The following is a 21,141-nucleotide window of genomic DNA, read 5'->3' on the forward strand; positions in this document are numbered from 1 at the left end:
CGCAACCGAGAAACCCATGACCGAAATAGAATTCAACGCACTGGCCGCACAAGGCTACAACCGTATTCCTCTGTTGGCGGAAACCTATGCCGACTTGGACACCCCTTTGGCCATCTACCTGAAGCTGGCCCACGCCGGCCCGGAAGGCGGGCGCAATAGCTGCTTGATGGAATCCGTGGTGGGCGGCGAGCGCTTCGGGCGCTACTCCTTCATCGGCCTGCCGGCCAAAACCGTCATCCGCGCCACCGGCCGCTTAACCGAAGTTGTACACAAGGGAGAAGTGGTAGAAACCCACGAAGGGGATCCCTTGAGCTTCATCGAGTCCTACCAACAACGCTTCAAAGTCGCCTTGCGCCCCGGCATGCCCCGGTTTGCGGGCGGTCTGGCAGGCTATTTCGGCTACGACACCGTCAGACACATCGAACCGCGCCTGGGGCCAGCTGTTAAACCCTTTCCTGCCGGCATGGAAGAAGGCACGCCCGACATCATGCTGTTGCACATCGATGAGCTGGCCGTTGTCGATAATTTGGCTGGGCGCACCTACCTGGTCGTTTACGCCGACCCGCGTGAACCCGAGGCTTATGTGAATGCGCGCAAACGCCTTAAAGATCTGCGCCTGAAACTGCGCACGCCGGTCACTATCCCGTATGCCTACGCCAGCCTGCAAACCGAGTCGTTCCGAGACTTCAAGAAAGAAGACTATTTAGCTGCCGTAGGCAAGGCCAAAGAATATATTGCCGCCGGCGACCTGATGCAGGTGCAAATCGGCCAAGTGATCGCCAAGCCCTACCGAGATTCGCCGCTTTCGCTATACCGCGCCTTGCGTTCGCTGAACCCATCGCCCTATATGTACTACTGGGATTTCGAAGCGTTTCATGTGGTGGGTTCTTCACCAGAGATTCTGGTGCGTCAGGAAACCATTACCGAAGCAGGCCAAGATAAGACACAGGTTACGATCCGCCCCCTGGCCGGCACCCGCAAACGCGGCGGCACGCCAGAAGAAGACGCCCGCTTGGCCGACGAGCTGCAGGCCGATCCTAAAGAGCGGGCCGAACACGTCATGCTGATAGACCTGGCCCGCAACGACATCGGCCGCGTGGCCAAAACGGGTAGCGTGCGAGTCACGGACACCATGAGCATAGAGCGCTACTCACATGTCATGCACTTGGTTTCCAACGTCTCGGGCGAGCTGAACGACAATATGAGCAATATGGACGTTCTGCGAGCCACCTTCCCGGCGGGCACCCTCACGGGTGCGCCCAAAGTGCGCGCCATGGAGATTATCGACGAGCTGGAACCCGTACGTCGCGGCATATACGGAGGCGCCGCCGGCTACCTAAGCTATAGCGGCGAAATGGACGTGGCCATTGCCATACGCACCGGCATCATCAAAGACGGCATCTTGTTCGCGCAAGCCGCCGCAGGCATCGTTGCGGATTCCGAGCCCGAAAAAGAATGGCTGGAAACGGAAGCCAAGGCACGGGCTGTATTGCGCGCTGCCGAAAAAGTGCAATTTGGCTTGGACGAGCCGATTTAAGCCAGGCTAAGGGCCGGCGAGACGTCGCCGGCCTGGGAACGACGAAGCCAGGGTCAGCCCAGGCCGCGCTTGCGTGCGATCATTTGACGTTCCAAGCTAAAAATATAGCTTTGCAGCAGGCTTTCACCGCTGCCGCGCAGGTCGACGAAAGCGCCGCCTACATGCCGCACTCGTTTGCCGTTGGGAAGCTCCCGTCCTTCTTGTCGTACGATCTGCACATTGGTGGACAGTCGACCGACGTCAGGCAAGAACAAGGTGCAGCCATGCAGTATCGAGCCCACGCTTAGCTCGATGTCGGGCCGCGCCAGCAACAAGGCCAAACCCGATGCACTGATGTCGTGCAAGGCCAGCGTAATGGCCGTGGGGCGCAGCGCCAGCGTACAGGTGGCCGGATTGGAAACCGGCACTTGCACACGGTAACTGCCACGCCGCTGGATACGTCGCACCGTGGATGGCAGCGGCATCATCAAGGCCGGCCTGCCTTCGAACAAGGTGCTTTGCAAAGGCGCGCCCGAAAACTGCACTTTGACTTGATCTACCAGTACCTCGAAGCTGGCTTTACCGTCATCGATCAAAGCCTGGTTGATAAGCGCTTGCGGGGCGCAGTCTACGATAAGCGCCTCGGCCTTGAGGTCTATGTGCAGCAACGTGGTAACGGTAGAGGTGGTGTGTAAACGACCTTTCATCTGCATGAGCAGGCCGCCCTCGAGCATGCGACGAAACAGATGCACGATCTCGTGGCGAGAGCTAAGCAGGTAAGGGTCTTGATCGGGGGGCAGGAGATTCGAAGCGCCGGGCATGGTGAAATGGGTGAAGCCGCTGGTAATGCGTACAAACACCAGCGATACTAACACCAGCTTTCTTTTATTTCATCCAGAAACAAATGCCGGATACCCGGCTTATTCAACTTTGTGGCGGGGCACGCTGCGCTAAGCTTGAGTATGAGGGTCGGTTGGGCCTTGATCGGGTGCCGCGTAGAACTCAACGAACATTCTGACAGCCCCATGCGGTTCGACATTGTGTTCAACCGTAGGTGCCACTATGCCTGGGGTGCCCGGCACCAGAATGACGTCCTCACCCCAGCTGGGCACGCTATAGCGCAATTGGCCTTCAAGCACGTGTATCAAGGCCCACACGCCCGGCTTGGTGGAATGCGCATTGCGCATCTTGGCCGGCATGGTGTCTTGGTCGAATTCGCCGGTGCGGCGGTAAGCGACCACGCCTTCGGGCAGGCTTTGCGGACGGTGGTTTACGTAATCGGGAAGTGACATGGGAAACCTCGCAAGGGCAGGGAGTCTCTATGTAAACACAGAAGCCGCCGCTGGGTCATTGATAATTGTCATGATCCGCTGCCAGCTAAGCCAATAGACTAATGATTATGACTGCGAATCCTCTTCCTATGCACCGCGTCACCGCCTTCGTTCGTCGACTGCTGCCCTGCTGCCTGGCTCTGCTGCTGGCCTTGGGCTCTCTGGCAGCGGGCGCCTCCGAACCGCCTACCGTGCGCGAGCGTTTGGTATTGTCCGGCCCGCCCGCCGTGGTTTCGTTTCCGCTGCTGTATATAGTGGAAAGCGGCATGCTGGCAGATGTGGCCAAACAGGTAGAGTTCGTGCGCTGGAACCATCCCGATCAGCTGCGCGCACTGGCCCTGGAAGGGAAAAGCGATTTTGTCGCCATGCCCACCAATGTGGCGGCCAACCTGTACAACCGTAAAGTGCCGCTGCGCCTGATGAATGTATCCGTCTGGGGCATGTTGTGGGTGGTCTCCCGAGACCCTACCCTGCAAAGCCTGGCCGACCTTAAAGGCCAAGAGGTGGCCATCCCATTCAGAGCCGATATGCCTGACATTCTGTTCGGTTTTTTGGCCGAACGCGCCGGGCTGGACCTTAAACGCGACCTGAAGATACGTTATCTGCCCTCGCCCATGGACGCCATGCAATGGCTGATTATGCGCAGAGTGGATCATGCCTTGTTGGCCGAGCCAGCCGTTTCCATGGCCTTGCGCAAGACAGGCAGCTTCCCCCTCTCGGTCGTGGCGCCCGAGCTGCATCGGGGTTTAAGCCTGCATCAAGAGTGGGGGCGTTTGCAACATACCCAGGCTCGCCTGCCGCAAGCGGGCATGGCTGTCATGGGCCAGGCCTTTGCCGACGAAGCACTGGCCCAGCGATTGGAACAAGCTTATGCGACAGCCAGCCGCTGGTGCGTGGAACAAGCCCAGGCCTGCGGCGCCTTGGCCGCCAAGTACATGGATATGCTGACCCCCGAAGCCGCTACCGATGCCATCCAGGCGCTTCCCCAGCATTACACCAGTGCGCGCCAGGCCCAGCCCGAACTCGAAGCCTTTTTTCAGTTACTGCTCGAACGTCAGCCCGCTACCGTAGGCGGTAAATTGCCCGACAGCTCGTTCTACGGTGGCGTCGCACCATGACTCGCGCAAACCGCTTGCATCAAGGCGTGACCACAGTCGCCACCTACCTCTGGAGCGGTTGGGGCGCCATCACCAGCCTGTTGCTCTTTTGCGCGTTATGGGAGCTCGGCGCCACTTTATATGGTGAACTGATACTGCCCGGTCCCCTGGCCACATTCGTGCAATTGCAGCACATGATGAGCGACGGCCCAGCCTTGCCAGAGCTGGTCATCTCTGCACGACGCGCTTTATACGGCCTGGGTCTGGCCTTGGCAGCCGGTACGATACTAGGCCTGCTGGCAGGAAGATCCCTTACCGCAGCCATGGTGTCGCGCCCTTTGGTGACCCTGCTTTTGGGCATGCCTCCCATCGCCTGGCTGGTTCTGGCCATGTTGTGGTTCGGAATGGGCGACGCCACGCCGGTTTTCACCGTGCTGGTGGCTTGTTTCCCGATTGCCTTTGCCGGCGCCATGCAAGGCGCACGCACACTAGACAACTACCTGGGCGAGGTGGGGCGCGTTTTCGGTTTATCCGGCCCCATGATGCTCACCGACATTTATCTTCCCCACATTGCATCTTATCTGTTTCCCGCTTGGATCACCGCCCTGGGCTCTGCCTGGAAAGTCGTCATCATGGCCGAACTGCTGACCACTGCCGACGGCGTGGGCGCAGCCATGGCGGTGTCTCGGGCGCAACTGGACACCACCACTTCCATGGCGTGGATAGTGGCCGTGCTGGGTTTGCTTCTGGCCTTTGAATATCTGGTGTTGGAGCCCCTCAAACGTCATATCGAGCGCTGGCGCACGGAGTCTGGCTCATGAGCGAATTGCGCATTCGTCACCTGGATCATCGCTATGGCCTGACCGAGGTATTGGCGGACATCAACCTGGATCTGCACAAGGCTGAAACCCTGGCGCTGGTAGGCCCTTCGGGTTGCGGTAAAAGCACCTTGCTGCATCTGGTCGCAGGTTTGCTCACACCGACCCAGGGGCTTATCCAAAGCCAGTTTCTAACACCCGCCTGCGTGTTCCAGCAGCCCCGCCTATTGCCCTGGAAAAACGCTCTGGACAATATCTGCCTGGGTCTGAAAGCCAAGGGCGACGCTAAAACAGTGCGGCACCAGCAAGGCCTGCTTTGGGGACGTCAGCTAGGCCTGAGCGCAGCGGATTTGGGCAAATACCCCCATGAGCTCTCCGGCGGTATGCAAAGCCGCGTCGCCTTGGCACGTGCGCTGGCCATCAAACCTGATTTACTCTTGCTGGACGAACCCTTCTCGGCCCTGGACATAGGCTTGAAAGCGCAGTTGTACAGCCTGTTAAGCACGCAAGTGCAGCAAAGCGGTACCGCCGTATTGATGATTACCCACGACTTGATGGAAGCCGTAAGGCTCGCCGACCGTATTGTGATGATGGCGGCTGCGCCGGGTCGATTGGTCAAAGAAATCACATTAGACCTGCCGACAGCACAGCGTTCGGACGCCTGGGTTTACGAGCACACTGCCCTGTTTATGCAAATGGATGAAATTCGCTTGGGTTTTGGTTTGCAGGCAAGCCTTATGGCTGCGGCTGCGATTTCTGCGGACGATGTAGCGAGGCCTTCATGAAACACCAGCCTCTATTCATGTGCGGTTTTCGCCCATTTTTTGTGCTGGCCGCCGGCAGCGCCCCTTTATTGATAGGCCTGTGGCTATTGGTGCTCTCCGGGCAGCTACTAAGCTTTAACCCGCCCGGCGGCGGCCTGCTATGGCATGGGCACGAACTGCTTTTCGGCTTTACCAGCGCAGCCATAGCCGGCTTTGCCCTCACCGCCATCCCTGAATTCACCGGTACACCCGCTATCCGCTCAGATAAGCTGCTTCGCTTAAGCTTGGTGTGGCTGTTGGCCAGGCTCAGCTATTTGGCGTCAGCCTGGTGGACAAACGAGGCTCTGCTATACCTGACCGCCGCGCTAAACCTGCTGTTTTGGGGCCTGCTATTGCGGCAAGCGGCAGTACCGGCTTGGCGCTCCGCGCAGCGGCAACATGCCAGCTTTGCCTGGGCGCTGGGCGGTCTGGCATTGACGCAAGCTGGATTCTTCGCGGCACTGCTCACCGCTCTGCCATTACCTGCCCCCGCCGCTTGGCTTCATCTTGCGAACGGCCTCATCATGATTCTCATCATCTTGGCGGCCAGCCGCGTTTCCATGTCGGTGGTCAATGGCCTTATCGAGGAAGGTAAGCCTGGGGCCAGTCCGGCTCAAACGGTTTATCTGGCGCGTCCACCCAGACGCAAACTGGCGGTGTTTTGCATTGCCTGCTGCACTGCAGCCGAATTCACGCTTGGCCCTGGCGCTGTCACCGCCTGGACGGCACTGGCCGCATCAGCCGCCATGCTCAATCTGTTGAACGACTGGCATGTCGGACGCCCCTTATTCACGCGTTGGGCGCTGATGCTTTACGCCTGCTATTGGATAATTGCGCTGGCTTATGCCGCCATGGGGCTGGCCTGGCTGGGCATGCCTTGGATGCCCTCGGCCGGTCGCCACCTGATGATGCTTGGCGCCATCGGTCTTTCCATATTGACCATCATGGCCATGGTGGGGCGCATTCATGCGGGCTTATGGCTGGACATGCGCCCGTGGATACCCATCACAGCCATAGTGCTGGTACTTGCCGCCGTGCTACGTGCTTGGGCCGGCCTGCCCTCCGGTATGGCTTGGTTTATGCCGCTGCTTGCCATCTCGGGGTTGCTCTGGGGGGCTTGCTTCTTGTTCTATTTATTCAAGACATGGAACGTGTTGGCAAAGGCCCGCAGCGATGGGCAAAGTGGCTGCGCCGAGCCACTGAACAGCCATAAGAAAAAAGGCGGCGGCTGCTAGGGTTACCCCAACAACCAGCCGCCCTTTGCCAAGCTCAGCGCCTTATGCCCCCAGGCCGCCTGTGCCAAACACCTCGGCATGGATGCGTTCTACAGGTACACCCAGCGCTTTAAGGCTGTGATACTGCGCCTGCATAAAAGGCATAGGGCCACACAAGAAGTAATCGGCCTCCGGCAATATGGCCTGTTCGCGTATGGCCTCAAGGTCGACGCGCCCTTCGTAGTCATAATCTTGCCCCACTTTGTCCTGCGGGCCTATGTGCTCATAGAACACCGCCTTGCGCACATTGGGGTGCGTGGTGGCAATACCATTGACATGGTCTTTCATGGCATGCACCTGGCCATTGCGACAACCGTGAATGAAGCGAATCTGCCTCTCGTCGTTTTTCTCTATCAAATGATTCAGCATAGAGATCATGGGCGTCAGGCCTACGCCACCGCTTAACAGCACAACCGGGCGCCCGCTCTCGGCGCTCAGGTGGAAATCGCCCACCGGCGGTGCGACATCCAGCACGTCGCCTACCTTGTACTGGTCATGCAGCAGGTTGGAAACCTGCCCGGCAGGCGCATCGCCGCCGCCCGCTTCACGTTTGACCGATATCCGTAGACGGCCATGCCCTGGGCGGTCGGAAGCCGTGTACTGGCGAGGCTGCATCAGATCAAGCTGGGGCACATAAATACGCACGGACACATACTGGCCCGGCTGATAGGCCGGCACTTCACCACCGTCGCAAGGGGCGAGATAGAACGAAGTAATCTCCGCGCTTTCCTGCACTTTTTCATCGATACGGAAGGCACGCCAGCCCGACCAACCACCGGGTTGGCTCGATACCTTGGAATACAAGCGTGCTTCTTCGGCAATGAGCAAGTCTGCCAACTGACCATAAGCAGCCGCCCACGCCTCTATCAGCTCGTCGCTGGCTGCTTCTCCCAAAACTTCGCGAATGGAAGCCAGCAAGTGCTTGCCCACGATGGCGTAATGCTCGGGGCGTATGCCCAAGCTGACGTGCTTGTGCACGATGCGCTCTACCACCGGCATGAGCACGCCGGGGTCTTCGATGTTTTCGGCGTAGGCAGCCACTGCAGCTGCTAGCGCTTGCTGCTGTTGGCCTACGTGTTGGTGCCCCTGATTGAAGACGTGCTTCAACTCGGGGTTGTGCTGAAACATGCGGGCGTAAAAATGGCGGGTCAGAGCTTCACCATGGGTTTTGAGCACAGGAGCCGTGCCTTTGACCAAGGCGATCATATCGGGAGTCAGCATGAAAAATCCGGCAAAGTTGCCACTGAACGCCGAGCTTGCAAACAGGCTGAAAGCGCCGCGTGGCTTGGGGGTTGAGAAGAAAACCGTTTAAACATGCATTTATAATACATCTTTAAGGGTAGGCATGGCAAACGGCTTTATTGCCGCGTCGTGCTAAACTACTTGCGTTTTCCAGCATGCGCAGTATCGTTTGGCGCACGCTCGCATCAAGCAGCTTCTTCTCACAGAACATGATCTCTTTCGTTTCGACCTCTTTCGCTTCGTGGTGGCGCTTCCAATAGGAAGCGGCATATCGTTGCGGTCGAAATACCGTACACCTTGCCGCCGTACCGGCAGGCAAGGTTTCAAACAAAGCAAGTCCACCGGCACGGCGGCTCCCTAACCCAGGAGAACCCCGATGTCCCACTTGCTCATGCTAGACAACTACGACTCCTTTACCTACAACCTTGTGCAGTACTTTGGCGAACTCGGTGCCGAAGTAACCGTCGTGCGTAACGACCAAGCTACCGTAGAGGACATCATCCGGCTGAGTCCCGAGCGGGTCTGCATTTCACCCGGGCCCTGCTCACCCGCTGAGGCCGGTATCTCGGTACCCCTTATTCAAGCACTGGCCGGCAAAACGCCCATCCTTGGCGTCTGCCTGGGCCATCAGGCCATAGGCGCCGCCTACGGTGGCGACATCATCCGCGCCCAGCGCCAGATGCACGGCAAAACATCTCTGATTCGCCACAATGGCCAAGACGTTTTCCAAGGCATCCCCACCCCCTACACCGTGACGCGTTATCACTCGCTGGTGATAGACGCAGCTACCTTGCCTGACTGCCTGGAAGTCACCGCAACGTCCGAAGACGACGGCGAAATCATGGGCGTTCGTCATAAACATCTGCCCATACACGGTGTACAGTTTCACCCCGAATCCATCTTGAGCGAGCATGGCCACGCCTTGCTGCGCAATTTCCTGACGCTATAAGAAAAGGACGACATCATGCCTATTACGCCTAACGAAGCTCTGACCCGCTGCATCGAACACCGCGAGATTTTCCACGAGGAAATGTTGCACCTGATGCGCATGCTGATGCGTGGCGAACTGACGCCGCAAATCGCCAGCGCGCTGATCATGGGGCTGCGCGTCAAAAAAGAAACCATAGGCGAAATCAGCGCCGCCGCCATGGTCATGCGCGAGTTCGCCTTGCAGGTCAAGACACCCTACCCCGATGAGCTCCTGGACATGTGTGGCACCGGTGGCGATGGTTCGCATACCTTCAATATTTCCACCGCTTCCATGTTTGTCGCCGCGGCTGCCGGCGTCAAGGTTGCCAAGCATGGCGGCCGCAGCGCATCCTCCTCTTCAGGCAGCGCCGACGTCATGGAAGAGCTGGGCGCCAATATCAATCTGGGGCCTGCTCAAATCATCGAAAGCATAGACCGCACCGGCATAGGCTTCATGTTTGCGCCGGCCCACCATAGCGCCATGAAGAACGTTGCATCGCTGCGCAAAGAGCTGGGCGTCAAGACTATCTTCAACATCCTGGGACCCCTAACCAACCCCGCCAATGCCGCCAATCAATTGATGGGCGTGTTCCACCCCGACCTTGTCGGTATTCAGGTACGCGTGCTGCAACGCCTGGGTTCCAAGCATGTGCTTATCGTGCACGGCCGAGACGGCATGGATGAAGCCTCTCTGGGTGCCGCCACACTGGTGGGTGAACTCAAGGATGGTGAAGTGCGCGAGTACGAAATCCATCCAGAAGACTACGGCATGGCCATGGTCTCCAATCGCAGCCTGAAAGTCGCCACCCGCACCGAGTCGGCCCAATTGATTCTCGAAGCGCTGGACAACAAACCAGGCGCGGCTCGTGATATCGTCGGCTTCAACGCCGGCTTGGCAATTTATGCGGGTAACCGCGCTAGCTCGATCAAAGACGGCCTTAAACAAGCTTTTGAACTTTTGGCCAACGGTGCCGCGCGCGCCAAGCTGGACGAGTTCTGCAACTACACACGGACGCTGCAGTCATGAACGATATTCTTGAAAAGATCCTTGCCACCAAGCGCGCCGAAGTCGCCACTGCGCGCCAAATGCGCAGCGAGGCCGAGATTCTTCGCGAGGCAAAAAGCCGCAAAGACGTACGCGGCTTTGCTCGCGCCCTGGAAGACAAGATTTCTCAAGGCAAACCGGCGGTTATTGCCGAGGTCAAGAAGGCATCCCCTTCCAAAGGGGTCATACGCGAGAACTTCAACCCGGCTCAGATCGCTTCATCTTACGCCGCCCATGGCGCAGCATGCTTATCCGTGCTGACCGACGTGCAGTATTTTCAGGGCTCTTACGACTACCTGCGCCAGGCGCGTGCCGCATGCTCGTTGCCCGTGCTGCGCAAAGACTTCATGATCGACCCGTACCAGGTGGCGCACGCGCGTGCGCTAGGGGCCGACTGCATTTTGCTTATCGTCGCCGCCCTCAGCCTGCCACAGATGCAAGAACTGGAAAGCCTGGCCACGGAACTGGGCATGGACGTTCTGGTTGAAGTGCACGACGCGGACGAGCTGGACGCAGCCTTGCAACTGAAGACCCCGCTGCTGGGCATCAATAACCGCAACCTGCGCACCTTCGAAATCTCGCTTAACAACACCTTGGACTTGCTGTCTCAGGTGCCGGCTGGTAAGCGCGTGGTGACCGAAAGCGCCATTCTGACTCCCGAAGACGTCAATTTGATGCGCAGCAATAATGTGCAGGCCTTCCTGGTAGGTGAACGCTTCATGCGCGCAGCCGAACCCGGCGAAGCGCTCAGCGAGCTGTTCGGGCCTATCTGAAACGCGTATCATCACGCCCATCCTGCGTAACCCCGGCCTGGCTCCCAGGCCCCGCGAAGCCTCATGACCCATCTGCCTGACTGCCCGCTCTGCCAGCCCGCCAACCCATTGCACCTTATCTGGCGCAACGACAAGATGCGGGTGGTCGGCGTAGACGACCCTGATTTTCCTGGCTTTACCCGGGTCATCTGGCACGATCACGCGTCCGAAATGACTGAGCTCTCCGAAGAAGACCGCCAGGCCTTCATGGATGTGGTGTGGAAGGTAGAGGGCGTCATGCGCGCCGAACTGCTGCCCAAGAAAATAAACCTGGCGCAGCTGGGTAATATGGTGCCTCACCTGCACTGGCACGTCATCCCGCGCTGGCCACTGGACAGCCGTTTTCCCGATGCCATTTGGGCAGCGCCGCGCGAACACACCCCCGAACAGGAACTGGCCTGGTCCATCTTCCAAGAAAATTTGCAAGCACAGTTACCCGCTTTTCGTGCCGCGCTACGCGATTTACTGGAAAACCACTACGCTTAAGCCTCTGAATATACGTTCATGCCCTGATAAACGTTGCGGTATCGCAACATTTATCAACCACATCGTTGTTTCTGAGCGTATAATGCTGGCACTGCATAACACATGCGCCGACATCCTCTTACGGCAGCGCGCCGTATTTTGGCAGTTGCCTGGCTCATCCAGCACCCATGTCGCGCATCATCGCTTCCTGACCCCAAACCTCGGTAAACCCTGAGTTCTCAGGCGTTCCTTGCGGCTTGCGCCGCGCTGGTTGTCTGGTCGGCACGATGCACCATTCAACCACCGCGCACCCTCCGCCTAATCAGGCGGGCTTAACCGTTGCTCGTTCCTTTACGACGAGCCGCAAAGGATACCTGATGTCGTTTGAAGCTCTGGGGCTAGACCCTGTCATTCTGTCCGCCTTGCAAGAAGCCGGATTCAAACAACCCACCACCGTACAAGAGCAAGCCATTCCAGCTGCGCTGGCCGGCCATGACCTGATGGTCAGCGCCCAGACCGGTAGCGGCAAGACCGCTGCTTTTATGCTGCCTGCGTTGCAACGCATCGTTCACCGCTCTGCCAACAAGGGTAAGGGCGTACAGATTCTGGTGCTGACCCCCACTCGCGAACTGGCCATGCAAATCAGCGACGCCACCCGCAGCTATGGCGCGGGCATGACCGGTTTGCGCTCGGCCACCGTGGTTGGCGGCGTGCCTTACGGCGCTCAACTGAAGGCGCTGAGCCGCCGCGTTGACGTGCTGGTAGCCACGCCGGGCCGCCTCATCGATCACCTGAAAGCCAAGCGCGTTGACTTGTCCGGCCTGCAAGTGCTGGTGCTGGACGAAGCCGACCGCATGCTGGACATGGGTTTCATCGAAGACATGGAAACCATCGTCGCCGCTACGCCTAATACGCGTCAGACCCTGTTGTTCTCGGCAACACTGGATAACTCCATTGCCCGTTTGGCCCGCGACATGTTGCGCGACCCTCAGCGCATAGACGTGATGGGCGCCAAGAACAAGCACGAGAACATCACGCAAAGCCTGCTGTACGCCGACAACGAGCATCACAAGATGCAATTGTTGAACCACCTGCTGCGCGACACCAGCCTGGATCAGGCCATCGTGTTCACCGCCACCAAGCGCGGCGCCGATCAACTGGCAGGCCAATTATCAGAGCAAGGTTTCCCGGCAGCCCCCCTGCATGGTGACATGAACCAGCGCCAACGCACGCGTACGCTGGATCAACTGCATCGCCGCCGCCTGCGCATTCTGGTGGCGACCGATGTCGCCGCACGCGGCATCGACGTACCCGGCATCAGTCACGCCATCAACTACGATCTGCCCATGCAGCCCGAAGACTACACCCACCGCATCGGGCGTACCGGGCGTGCGGGTAATCATGGCTCGGCCTTCACCTTGGCCACGCATACCGAGCGCCATAAAATCAAACGCTTGGAACGCTTCTTAGGTCAACCCATTCCCTCGCAGATCATCGAAGGCTTGGAGCCCCGCAAAATGGAAGCTGCCAAGCCCGCACGCAAGCGCCCCAACGGTGCAGGCGGTGGCGCCAAACGCAGCTTCGGTGACAAGCCCGGCTACGAAGGCAGACGCAGCTTTGGCGACAAGCCTGGCTACGAAGGCAAACGCAGCTTTGGTGATAAGCCTGGTTTCGAAGGCAAGCGCAGCTTCGGTGACAAGCCCGGTTTCGAAGGCAAGCGCAGCTTTGGTGATAAGCCTGGCTACGAAGGCAAACGCAGCTTCGGTGACAAGCCTGGCTACGAAGGCAAGCGTAGCTTTGAAGGCCGCCCAGGCAGGCCCGCAGGCGCCGGCCCCCGTGGCGCGGGCAGCAGCTACGGCAAACCCGCGGGCAAGCCTGGCCGCTTCGCCGACCGCAGCAACTAAACACTTATTGCAAACACCTGCGGCGCCCAGCGCCGTGGAGTAGCGCTTTTAGCCATTTTCCGTTCGCTGTTACCACGAGCGCACGAAAATCGGCTACCGTATGCCAATGCGCCCGCCTTAAAACGGGCGCATGTCTATTTTTGGCATCCCTTTCTTGTGTTATCTCATCCAGACATGGCCGTCTTGCGTAAACTTGCCGACCGTCTACAGCCCATCACCCGACCGCTGTTGCAACTGGCTTCCCGCCCACTGATGTTCGCCGCTACGCTGACGATACCGGCGTGGTTCATTCTGGATAATTTCGTTATTGCGCTCATTGTCAGCTTGCTTCTGGCCTTTTTTGCTGCAATGCTGCGTACACTCTGGCTTTTACGTCGTCATTCAAAATAGCCCATGTCTCACAGAGCCGCGCCCAACGCCCTGACGCCCACACCAGACGAGTACGAACACCTGCAAGCCGTACAGACAAGCCTGGCACAACAAGTCCGCGAACGCGACGGCTTCATGCCTTTTGACGACTGGATGGCTCACGCGCTGTATGCGCCGGGCCAGGGCTATTACGCCGTGGGAACCAGCAAGCTAGGCGCACAAGTCGGCACAGGCGACTTCACTACCGCCCCAGAAATGACCCCCCTGTTTGGGCAAGCGCTGGCCGGGCAGGTAGCGCAAATACTGGCGGGCAGCCAATCCGACGAGATCCTGGAGTTTGGCGCCGGCACCGGCGCCTTGGCCGCCGCATTGATCCCCGCACTCAGGTTATTGGGCATAGAACCCCGCTATCGTATTTTGGAAGTCTCCGCCGACTTACGCCTACGCCAACAAAACAAGTTGGAAGCACTACAGGCCGACATACTATGGCTGGATGCGCTACCCGAAGCCTTCGAGGGCTGCGTGCTGGCCAATGAGGTTCTGGACGCCATGCCTGTCACCCTGTTCCGCTGGGATGAGGACGGCCAGTTGAACGAAGTCGGCGTCACGCTCGCCCAGCCCGACGAAATACGTTTCGCCCCCGATCTCCCCCCTAGCCCCTTCCAATTTACGGAACGCGCTGCTGACGGACATTTAATAGACAGCATCAGTCGTCGTATGCCCCCGCTACCCGCTTACCGCTCCGAAGTCAATTTTCAGGCGGAAAGCTGGGTGCGGCAGATGGGCAGCTGGCTGCGCAAGGGCGCAGCCTTGCTGATCGACTACGGCTTTCCACAACACGAGTACTATCATCCCCAGCGCATGGAGGGCACCTTGATGTGCCACTTCCGCCATCATGCCCACGCACACCCGCTGGTATTGGCAGGGCTGCAAGACATCACCGCGCACGTGGACTTCACCGCCATGGCTCAGGCCGCGCAAGACGGGGGGCTGGAGGTCTTGGGCTATACCTCGCAAGCGCGCTTTCTGATGAACGCGGGCCTGACCGAACTGCTCACCCAGATAGACCCTTCGGATACGGCGGCTTACAGCCGTATGATCGGGCCCGTGCAACGCCTGCTGTCCGAGGCGGAAATGGGCGAGCTGTTCAAGGTGATGGCTATTGGGCGCGGTATCTCTGCGCCTCTCATGGGCTTTTTGCGCGGCGACCGTCGCGCACGACTGGAACACGTCTGAAACAACACCGATGACCATGAGTGCTTCATTGACTACCCGCAAAAACGTTGACGGCTTGGCCTTTGGCCTGATGGCAGTGCTGTGCCTGTCTTGGGCCTTTCAACAAATTGCCCTGAAAGTTGCCGCCGTCGACGTGTCACCGGTTTTGCAAATCTGTTTGCGCTCGGCCATTGCCGCAGCGCTGGTGGTTGCTACCATGGCCTGGCGGCGCGAGCCCTTGAATCTGGCAGACGGTTCCTGGCGACCAGGCATCGTGGTGGGCGTACTCTTTGCCGCAGAGTTTCTGTTCCTGGGCGAAGCCTTGCGCTTTACCACGGCGTCGCATGTTGCCGTGCTGATATACAGCGCGCCTATTTTCGCGGCCATAGGCCTGCATTGGCGCCTGCCTGAAGAGCGCTTGACGCGACTGCAATGGGTAGGCATTGCTTTGGCCTTCACAGGCATCGCCGTCGCGATTCTAGGTGCCAAGCCTAGAGGCCCCACACCGGCTGCCCCCAATATGCTGCTGGGTGATGTATTGGCACTGATAGGCGGCCTGTTATGGGGCGCCACCACCGTCGTCATACGCTGCACCCGTCTGGCCAAAACCTCGGCTACCAAAACGCTGCTCTATCAACTGATCGCGGCAATCATCATCCTGGCCATTGCCGCCGGCGCGCTGGGTCAACTGTCGTTTCGTTCTACGCCATTGGCTTGGGGTAGCGTGCTTTTTCAGGGCATCGTTATGTCTTTCGGCACGCTGCTGGCTTGGTTCTGGATGCTGCGCATATACCAGGCCTCTAGTCTAGGCGTGTTCTCGTTCATGACGCCTTTGTTCGGCATAGTCTTAGGGGCTTGGCTGCTGGACGACCCCATGGACCCCAGCTTTCTCTTGGGTTCGGCCTTGGTGGTAGTGGGCATTACCCTGGTCAGCAGCCGCGGATGGTTCAACCGCAAGCACGCATAAGGGCTTCGCGCCTAGCCAGGCGTAAAGCCGCTTTGATTTGATCGGGCTTACCCCCTGCTGCCTTGGCCACCGCCCCCGCGTCGACACTGCGCACGGCGTCCAGGTGCCGCTGCCAACGCGCGACGTCTACCGGCAGTATGCAGACCGCAGCATTTAACAGGTCTAGCAAGCGCTGCGGTTTGCGCAGCCCGTCCATACGCTCGATGATGTCCAAACTGGTGTCCACCTCGTCGTCGTATTCCGCCAAGGCCTGCATCAATACCGGCAACAACTTGGCATAATCCACGCATTCGCTGGGTGCTCGTACATGACGGCCCAGCTGTTCTGGTGAGGGTGTTTTGTGACAAAGCAAGGCAAAGCGCTGGGCCAGACTTAAATGCGCTTGCACCGCACAATGCAGCTGCGCAGCGATTTCCGTATCGAACACCAAATCGGGCATCACTCTTTCGAGCGCACCGGTTTGCGCCAGCACTTCGAACATGCGTGCGGGCCGCTCGGTCATCAAACCTTTCACCACTTCCTGCCAGACACGCTCTGGCACCAGCGCATCCACCTCACCGTCTTGCACCAATCTGCGCGCCAAGGCCAGGGTTTCAGGGGCAATGGAAAAGTCGTGAAAGCGTGCCGCAAAGCGGGCCAAGCGCAGCAAGCGTACGGGGTCTTCGCAAAAAGCTTCGCCTACATGCCTGAGCACCCGCGCCTTCACATCGTCGCAACCGTTGAGCGGATCGATAATGCGGCCATCGGCGGCCTGCGCAATCGCATTGACAGTCAAGTCGCGCCGCTGCAGGTCTTGCTCTAGCGTGACATCGGTACCGGTGTGGAAGGTAAAGCCTTTGTAGCCACGCCCAGATTTACGCTCGGTACGTGCCAAGGCATATTCTTCTTTGCTGCGAGGATGAAGAAAAACGGGAAAGTCGCCGCCCACGGGGATGAAACCACGTTCGGCCATCTGCTCGGGGGTCGCCCCCACCACCACCCAGTCGCGGTCACCCGCAGGCCGCCCCAGCAAGGCATCGCGCACTGCGCCACCCACGATATAAACATCCAGGCCCTGCAGGGCGGGGTCTTGCCCCTTGGCCCCCTGCAAACCCTGGGGGTTGGCAGAAGGAGCGGTATGAGGCAAGGCGCTCAAGGCAACGCCACCTGACGCGTAGGTCGGGGGGCAATGGTACCCAGCCGCGCCTTAAGCGACTGCGGCTCACCCGTGAACTTTAGGGCATAGAACACCGTGTTGGCCAGCACATTCTTGACGTACAAACGCGTCTCGGTGAAAGGGATGGTTTCGGCAAAGATGGCGCCCTCGACCGGCCCAGCCAGCCTTGCGCGCCATTGCACGGGCCGGCCAGGCCCCGCGTTGTAGCCGGCAGTAGCCAGCACCTGTGAGCCGCCGAGGTCGTTAAGCACCATGCTGAGATAACTGGTGCCCAAGATGGTGTTGGTATCGAAGTCGTTGACAGACGAAGGCGTGAAGTCATTCATGCCTATTTTGCGCGCTACCCACTTGGCGGTAGCAGGCATCAGTTGCATCAGGCCCGACGCCCCCACACGAGAACGCGCATCCATGATGAAACGGGACTCTTGGCGAATCAGGCCATACACCCACGCGGGCTCAAGGCCAACCTCTTTGGCTTTGACACTGACGCGCCCCTCAAAGGGTGCGACAAATCGTTGGCTAACGTCGTTCTCGTTGCGGGCCAGTAAAGAGGTATTAATGACCCTATCGTAGATATGCTCTTGGCGCGCAAGTTCGGCGGCGGCACGCAGTTGGCGGTCATCCATGCCACGCAGGGTAAAAGCCCACACCGGCACAGCCTCGTTGCGAGCCCCCAGGTCGAACAGACGGATAGCGCGCTGCAAACCTTTGTTGGCCTGCGCCTCGGCCAATTCTGCTGGCGAGACGGGCGCAGGCACGGGCGGCAAGCTAAGCGCCATGCCTAATTCTTCGCGCGCCAGCAGGCCGTAGAAATCATCGGTGGCAGAAGTGGCAACGTACAGCTGGCGCGCTTCCTCTTGTTTGCCCAAGGCACTCAGCGCACGCGCTCTCCAGTACAGCCAGGCCGTTTCCTGCTGCTGGCGCGGGCTCATTTTGAGTATGGCCGCCTCGACACGTTTCCAATCGATTTTGGGCTCGCGCAACTCGGCACGGACTTCCCAGGCGTGGTTGTAATCGGTTTTGGCATCGGGCCCAGAGCGTCTGTACAGCTGAGCGGCCAGGTTATCGCCGTTAAGTACCGCCACCAAGCCCATTTGTGCCCACACCCACTGGCGGTCGGCCTCGGGAAGATGGCTGGCCCATCGCTTTTGGAAAGCCTCGGCCGACGCCTCGCGCTGCCCGCCACGCGCAGTGCGCGCCAAGGCAATGGCGACCAGTTCGCGCTGGGCAAGTGTTTTGGGGGGCTGCTGACCGGCCAGCCATTTTTCGGGGGCTTTCATCAGTGCGGCGTAATCGCGCATTTCGCGTGCGTCGAACATCAATGCGGCCATGCGCTGCGCGTCGCCGGTGCGGTTGGCTTCCAGCATGGCACGCAGTTCCCATTGCAGGGCCGACCACCCCACCACGCCCTTGGCCAGGAACTCGTCCAGCATGGACCAGCACATACCCCCGGGCGAGAAGGTGCTCATGGCTTCTTCGCCACTGACCTTTTCACCTGTCATGTGGCGCGCCATAAGCAAGGCACAATTGATAGGCGCGTTGGTATATTGCACAGGCGCCAGTTGCAGGGCCTGGGCATAGTCACCCGCACGTACGGACGCCAGTATCCATTCGCCTTTAAGCCTGTCAACCAAGAAAGCGTCGTCGCGCCATTGGTCGAGATAGCTTTGCAGTTGGGCTTGGGGGACAGGTGTAGTGCCGGCTCGTAACTGCTGACGCACCAGCCAGAACTGGGGGTAGGCCCCCACCAAGGGTTCTGCCGCCGCCTGCGGCACAAGCTTACGCAAGGCCTCCCACTGCTTTTTTTGCATGGCTTCGTGAGCGCTGGCGACCGCTTCGGAGCTGGCCGCCAAAGGCGCCTGCGCCGCCACGCCGCCACTCAACCCAGCCAGAATCACCAGGCCCGCGACCTTGTACCTCCAGCCGTAGGAAAGATTTCCGTTTTTCTGATACCGTTGCCCTTGAAACCCGAACATCTTGGAAAGCCCCGCTCGCTGATCAACCATGCCTGACAGTATAGAGAATAACGTCGCCGCCATCCGCGCTCAATTGAAACAACGCCGGGCCGATCAAGACCCGGTCGACATGCGGCGTGGTGCCCTGTTGATCCGGGGCCGCCTGTTTACCTGGCTGGCCACATACCGGCAAGCACGACACGACGCGGGTCTGCCCGTGCCCTCTCGCATCGCCGCGTTTTGGCCCTTGCCCTCCGAACCCGATCTTGAGCCCTTATTGTTCCAGTGGGTCGAAGAAGAAGACTTAAGCATTTCGCTGCCGGTGGTCGACCGCGAAGACGGCGTGCTTTCATTCCGGACCTGGACGCCCGACACCCCCATGCGCACCGGCGCCTTTGGCATCCAAGAGCCCCAGGGCCCTGAGGCTCCGCCACCCGATATCGTGCTGGTGCCTACCCTGGGTTTTACCCGGCAGGGCGACCGCGTGGGCTATGGCAAAGGCCATTACGACCGCACCCTGGCGCACCTCAAGGCTCAAGGCCACCCCTTTGTCACCCTGGGCGTAGCCTGGGCCTGCGGCGACCTCAGCGGGCAAGCCTACCGGCCTGCCCCGCACGATGTCCCGCTCGACTCCATTCTTACCGACAAGGGCTGGCCGGTGCCTGCCTTGGTCTGAACCTCAGTCTAAGCAGCGCTACAGCACCCGTGTTGTCAGCCCGTTAAAATGGGCGTACAGTGATTTCAAGATCCTGGCTCACGTAACTCATTGCCGGTTCTGCCGGCGAAATATCCGTACTATGTTCGATATCCTGGTTTATCTGTTCGAAAACTACTACACCCCACAGTCGTGTCCCGACGCCGACGTGCTGGCCCATAAACTGGCCGCTGCGGGTTTCGAACATGAGGACATCAACGATGCGCTGGGCTGGCTGTATGGCTTGGCCCAAACCACCGAGCAATGCGTGCAATTGGCGCAAACCCCTCAGTCGGGCAGTTTGCGCGCCTACACCGACGACGAATACCGCAGGTTGGGCTCTGCCGCCATCGGTTTTATTACCTTCCTCGAAAGCTCCGGCGTTCTGCCGGCCGCCCTGCGCGAAATCCTTATCGATAGAGCCTTGGCCGTCAATGAATCTCCTATTACGCTAGAGAAAATCAAAATCATCGCGCTGATGGTGCTCTGGAGCCAAGAGGCCGAGGTCGACCACCTAGTTCTCGAAGAGCTGCTCACAGACGATCGCCAAAGGCTGTCCCACTAAGCCATTTCGCCACGCGGGTGCCGCTTTGTCCGTACACTCCGTCATGTGCCCATGGTGACCGCTACGCCTGCCGCCTCTTATGTGGGGCGCTTTGCCCCCAGCCCCAGCGGGCCCTTGCACGATGGCTCGCTGGTCGCGGCAATGGCCAGTTACCTTGACGCCCGAGCCCACAATGGGCAGTGGCTGGTACGTATCGAAGACATCGACACCCCGCGCGTGGCGCCCGGTGCCGACCGCATCATTCTGGGTCAGCTTCAGGCGCTAGGCATGCATTGGGATGCCGCACCTGTTTGGCAGTCTGCGCGCCTGCCGCATTATCAAGCCGTATTTGAATCACTCAAGACGCACGGGCAAGTCTACGGATGCGGCTGCACTCGCGCCGAAATCGGCCACAGCGCTTATCCCGGCACTTGCAAACAAGGGGTCCCGCCTGGCAGAGAAATACGCGCTTGGCGTTGGCGCGTGCCAGCCGGCATGGTTTACTTTGAAGACCGCTGGATGGGCCCCAGACAGCAGGACGTGGCTCGCGAAGTGGGGGATTTCATCATCCGCCGCGCAGACGGCTTGTTTGCCTACCAGTTCGTCGTCGTCATCGACGACATCCTTCAAGGCATCACCGATGTCGTGCGAGGCGCCGATCTGCTTGACTCCACGCCGCGCCAACACCTGCTGATGCGTCAACTGGCTGGGCGCCCGCCGCGCATGCTGCATGTCCCCCTGGTGATGGACGAGAACGGCAATAAGCTTTCCAAGCAGAACCACGCTAGCGCCTTGGACACGCTGCAACCCTTGCGCAGCCTGCGGCATGCCTGGCAGCACCTGGGCATGCCTGAGCTGCCCCATGCCGCCAGCATCGACGCTTTCTGGCAAAACGCCACGGCGCAATGGGCCGCCAAACTCAATATTTCCCAACGCGCTTGAACGCATGGTCACGGCTACATTTG

General features: G+C 59.4%; 22 protein-coding genes. 16 read left to right on the top strand and 6 right to left on the bottom strand.

Going from position 1 to position 21,141, the window contains the following annotated elements; genetic code table 11:
* Positions 1-16: 16 nt before the first annotated feature.
* Positions 17-1,537 (top strand): anthranilate synthase component I, encoded by a 1,521-nt coding sequence (trpE, locus tag H0484_RS10655; RefSeq protein ID WP_226954621.1) that lies wholly within the window; start codon positions 17-19, stop codon positions 1,535-1,537.
* Positions 1,538-1,590: 53 nt separating this feature from the next.
* Here trpE and H0484_RS10660 read toward each other — a convergent pair whose 3' ends face one another.
* Complete coding sequence (locus tag H0484_RS10660) at positions 1,591-2,391, bottom strand: flagellar brake protein (RefSeq protein ID WP_226954622.1); 801 nt, start codon at positions 2,389-2,391, stop codon at positions 1,591-1,593.
* A gap of 75 nt (positions 2,392-2,466) precedes the next feature.
* The gene (locus H0484_RS10665; RefSeq protein ID WP_226954623.1) at positions 2,467-2,808 is read right to left on the bottom strand and encodes a DUF1971 domain-containing protein; all 342 of its coding nucleotides are present in this window, start codon (positions 2,806-2,808) and stop codon (positions 2,467-2,469) included.
* Between the two features lie 107 nt (positions 2,809-2,915).
* On the opposite strand from H0484_RS10665, the gene H0484_RS10670 reads away from it, so the two are divergent.
* From H0484_RS10670 to H0484_RS10685, 4 genes are read left to right on the top strand one after another with little or no spacing between them, the layout of a single operon-like run.
* Positions 2,916-3,965, top strand: coding sequence for an ABC transporter substrate-binding protein (locus H0484_RS10670; protein WP_226954624.1), 1,050 nt, complete (start codon positions 2,916-2,918; stop codon positions 3,963-3,965).
* A complete protein-coding gene (locus tag H0484_RS10675; protein WP_226954625.1) occupies positions 3,962-4,765 on the top strand; it encodes an ABC transporter permease in 804 nt (267 codons plus the stop codon). Before H0484_RS10670 ends, H0484_RS10675 begins: the two co-directional genes overlap by 4 nt.
* Positions 4,762-5,547, top strand: a complete 786-nt coding sequence (locus H0484_RS10680) for an ABC transporter ATP-binding protein (protein WP_226954626.1) — start codon at positions 4,762-4,764, stop codon at positions 5,545-5,547. Before H0484_RS10675 ends, H0484_RS10680 begins: the two co-directional genes overlap by 4 nt.
* Positions 5,544-6,800, top strand: a complete 1,257-nt coding sequence (locus H0484_RS10685; protein ID WP_226954627.1) for an NnrS family protein — start codon at positions 5,544-5,546, stop codon at positions 6,798-6,800. Before H0484_RS10680 ends, H0484_RS10685 begins: the two co-directional genes overlap by 4 nt.
* A 42-nt stretch (positions 6,801-6,842) precedes the next feature.
* On the opposite strand, the gene hmpA is transcribed toward H0484_RS10685, so the two are convergent.
* Both hmpA and H0484_RS10695 read right to left on the bottom strand, forming a co-directional pair.
* On the bottom strand, positions 6,843-8,060 hold the full coding sequence (gene hmpA, locus H0484_RS10690; RefSeq protein WP_226954628.1) for an NO-inducible flavohemoprotein: 1,218 nt from the start codon (positions 8,058-8,060) through the stop codon (positions 6,843-6,845).
* 112 nt (positions 8,061-8,172) lie between these two features.
* On the bottom strand, positions 8,173-8,412 hold the full coding sequence (locus H0484_RS10695) for a hypothetical protein (RefSeq protein ID WP_226954629.1): 240 nt from the start codon (positions 8,410-8,412) through the stop codon (positions 8,173-8,175).
* 45 nt (positions 8,413-8,457) lie between these two features.
* On the opposite strand from H0484_RS10695, the gene H0484_RS10700 reads away from it, so the two are divergent.
* The 8 genes from H0484_RS10700 (at position 8,458) to H0484_RS10735 (ending at position 15,827) form a co-directional block, all read left to right on the top strand.
* A complete protein-coding gene (locus H0484_RS10700) occupies positions 8,458-9,030 on the top strand; it encodes an anthranilate synthase component II (RefSeq protein ID WP_226954630.1) in 573 nt (190 codons plus the stop codon).
* A 15-nt stretch (positions 9,031-9,045) separates the two neighbouring features.
* Positions 9,046-10,077, top strand: coding sequence for an anthranilate phosphoribosyltransferase (gene trpD / locus H0484_RS10705; protein WP_226954631.1), 1,032 nt, complete (start codon positions 9,046-9,048; stop codon positions 10,075-10,077).
* Entirely contained in the window at positions 10,074-10,868 is a 795-nt protein-coding gene (trpC, locus tag H0484_RS10710; RefSeq protein WP_226954632.1) for an indole-3-glycerol phosphate synthase TrpC, read from the top strand. Before trpD ends, trpC begins: the two co-directional genes overlap by 4 nt.
* A gap of 63 nt (positions 10,869-10,931) precedes the next feature.
* A complete protein-coding gene (locus tag H0484_RS10715; protein WP_226954633.1) occupies positions 10,932-11,393 on the top strand; it encodes an HIT family protein in 462 nt (153 codons plus the stop codon).
* Between the two features lie 356 nt (positions 11,394-11,749).
* Positions 11,750-13,276, top strand: a complete 1,527-nt coding sequence (locus H0484_RS10720) for a DEAD/DEAH box helicase (RefSeq protein WP_226954634.1) — start codon at positions 11,750-11,752, stop codon at positions 13,274-13,276.
* Positions 13,277-13,450: 174 nt separating this feature from the next.
* Entirely contained in the window at positions 13,451-13,666 is a 216-nt protein-coding gene (locus H0484_RS10725; RefSeq protein WP_226954635.1) for a hypothetical protein, read from the top strand.
* A 3-nt stretch (positions 13,667-13,669) separates the two neighbouring features.
* Positions 13,670-14,881, top strand: a complete 1,212-nt coding sequence (locus tag H0484_RS10730) for a class I SAM-dependent methyltransferase (RefSeq protein WP_226954636.1) — start codon at positions 13,670-13,672, stop codon at positions 14,879-14,881.
* 16 nt (positions 14,882-14,897) lie between these two features.
* Positions 14,898-15,827 carry a DMT family transporter gene (locus tag H0484_RS10735; protein WP_315859950.1) on the top strand — a complete coding sequence of 310 codons (930 nt, stop codon included), beginning with the start codon at positions 14,898-14,900 and terminating at the stop codon, positions 15,825-15,827.
* On the opposite strand, the gene H0484_RS10740 is transcribed toward H0484_RS10735, so the two are convergent.
* Positions 15,808-16,953, bottom strand: a complete 1,146-nt coding sequence (locus tag H0484_RS10740; RefSeq protein ID WP_226954818.1) for a TetR/AcrR family transcriptional regulator C-terminal domain-containing protein — start codon at positions 16,951-16,953, stop codon at positions 15,808-15,810. The two genes, H0484_RS10735 and H0484_RS10740, sit on opposite strands and share 20 nt — an antisense overlap.
* 5 nt (positions 16,954-16,958) lie before the next feature.
* Positions 16,959-18,989 (bottom strand): lytic transglycosylase domain-containing protein, encoded by a 2,031-nt coding sequence (locus H0484_RS10745; protein WP_226954637.1) that lies wholly within the window; start codon positions 18,987-18,989, stop codon positions 16,959-16,961.
* On the opposite strand from H0484_RS10745, the gene H0484_RS10750 reads away from it, so the two are divergent.
* The 3 genes from H0484_RS10750 (at position 18,988) to gluQRS (ending at position 21,118) form a co-directional block, all read left to right on the top strand.
* Positions 18,988-19,614, top strand: coding sequence for a 5-formyltetrahydrofolate cyclo-ligase (locus tag H0484_RS10750; RefSeq protein WP_226954638.1), 627 nt, complete (start codon positions 18,988-18,990; stop codon positions 19,612-19,614). The genes H0484_RS10745 and H0484_RS10750 overlap by 2 nt on opposite strands.
* Before the next feature lie 121 nt (positions 19,615-19,735).
* The gene (locus tag H0484_RS10755) at positions 19,736-20,197 is read left to right on the top strand and encodes a DUF494 family protein (protein WP_226954639.1); all 462 of its coding nucleotides are present in this window, start codon (positions 19,736-19,738) and stop codon (positions 20,195-20,197) included.
* Between the two features lie 51 nt (positions 20,198-20,248).
* Positions 20,249-21,118 (top strand): tRNA glutamyl-Q(34) synthetase GluQRS, encoded by an 870-nt coding sequence (gluQRS, locus tag H0484_RS10760; RefSeq protein WP_226954640.1) that lies wholly within the window; start codon positions 20,249-20,251, stop codon positions 21,116-21,118.
* The last annotated feature ends 23 nt before the right edge of the window (positions 21,119-21,141 follow it).

Origin of the sequence: Mesopusillimonas faecipullorum, assembly GCF_020539505.1 — a bacterium.
Taxonomy (GTDB): Bacteria; Pseudomonadota; Gammaproteobacteria; order Burkholderiales; family Burkholderiaceae_B; genus Mesopusillimonas; species Mesopusillimonas faecipullorum.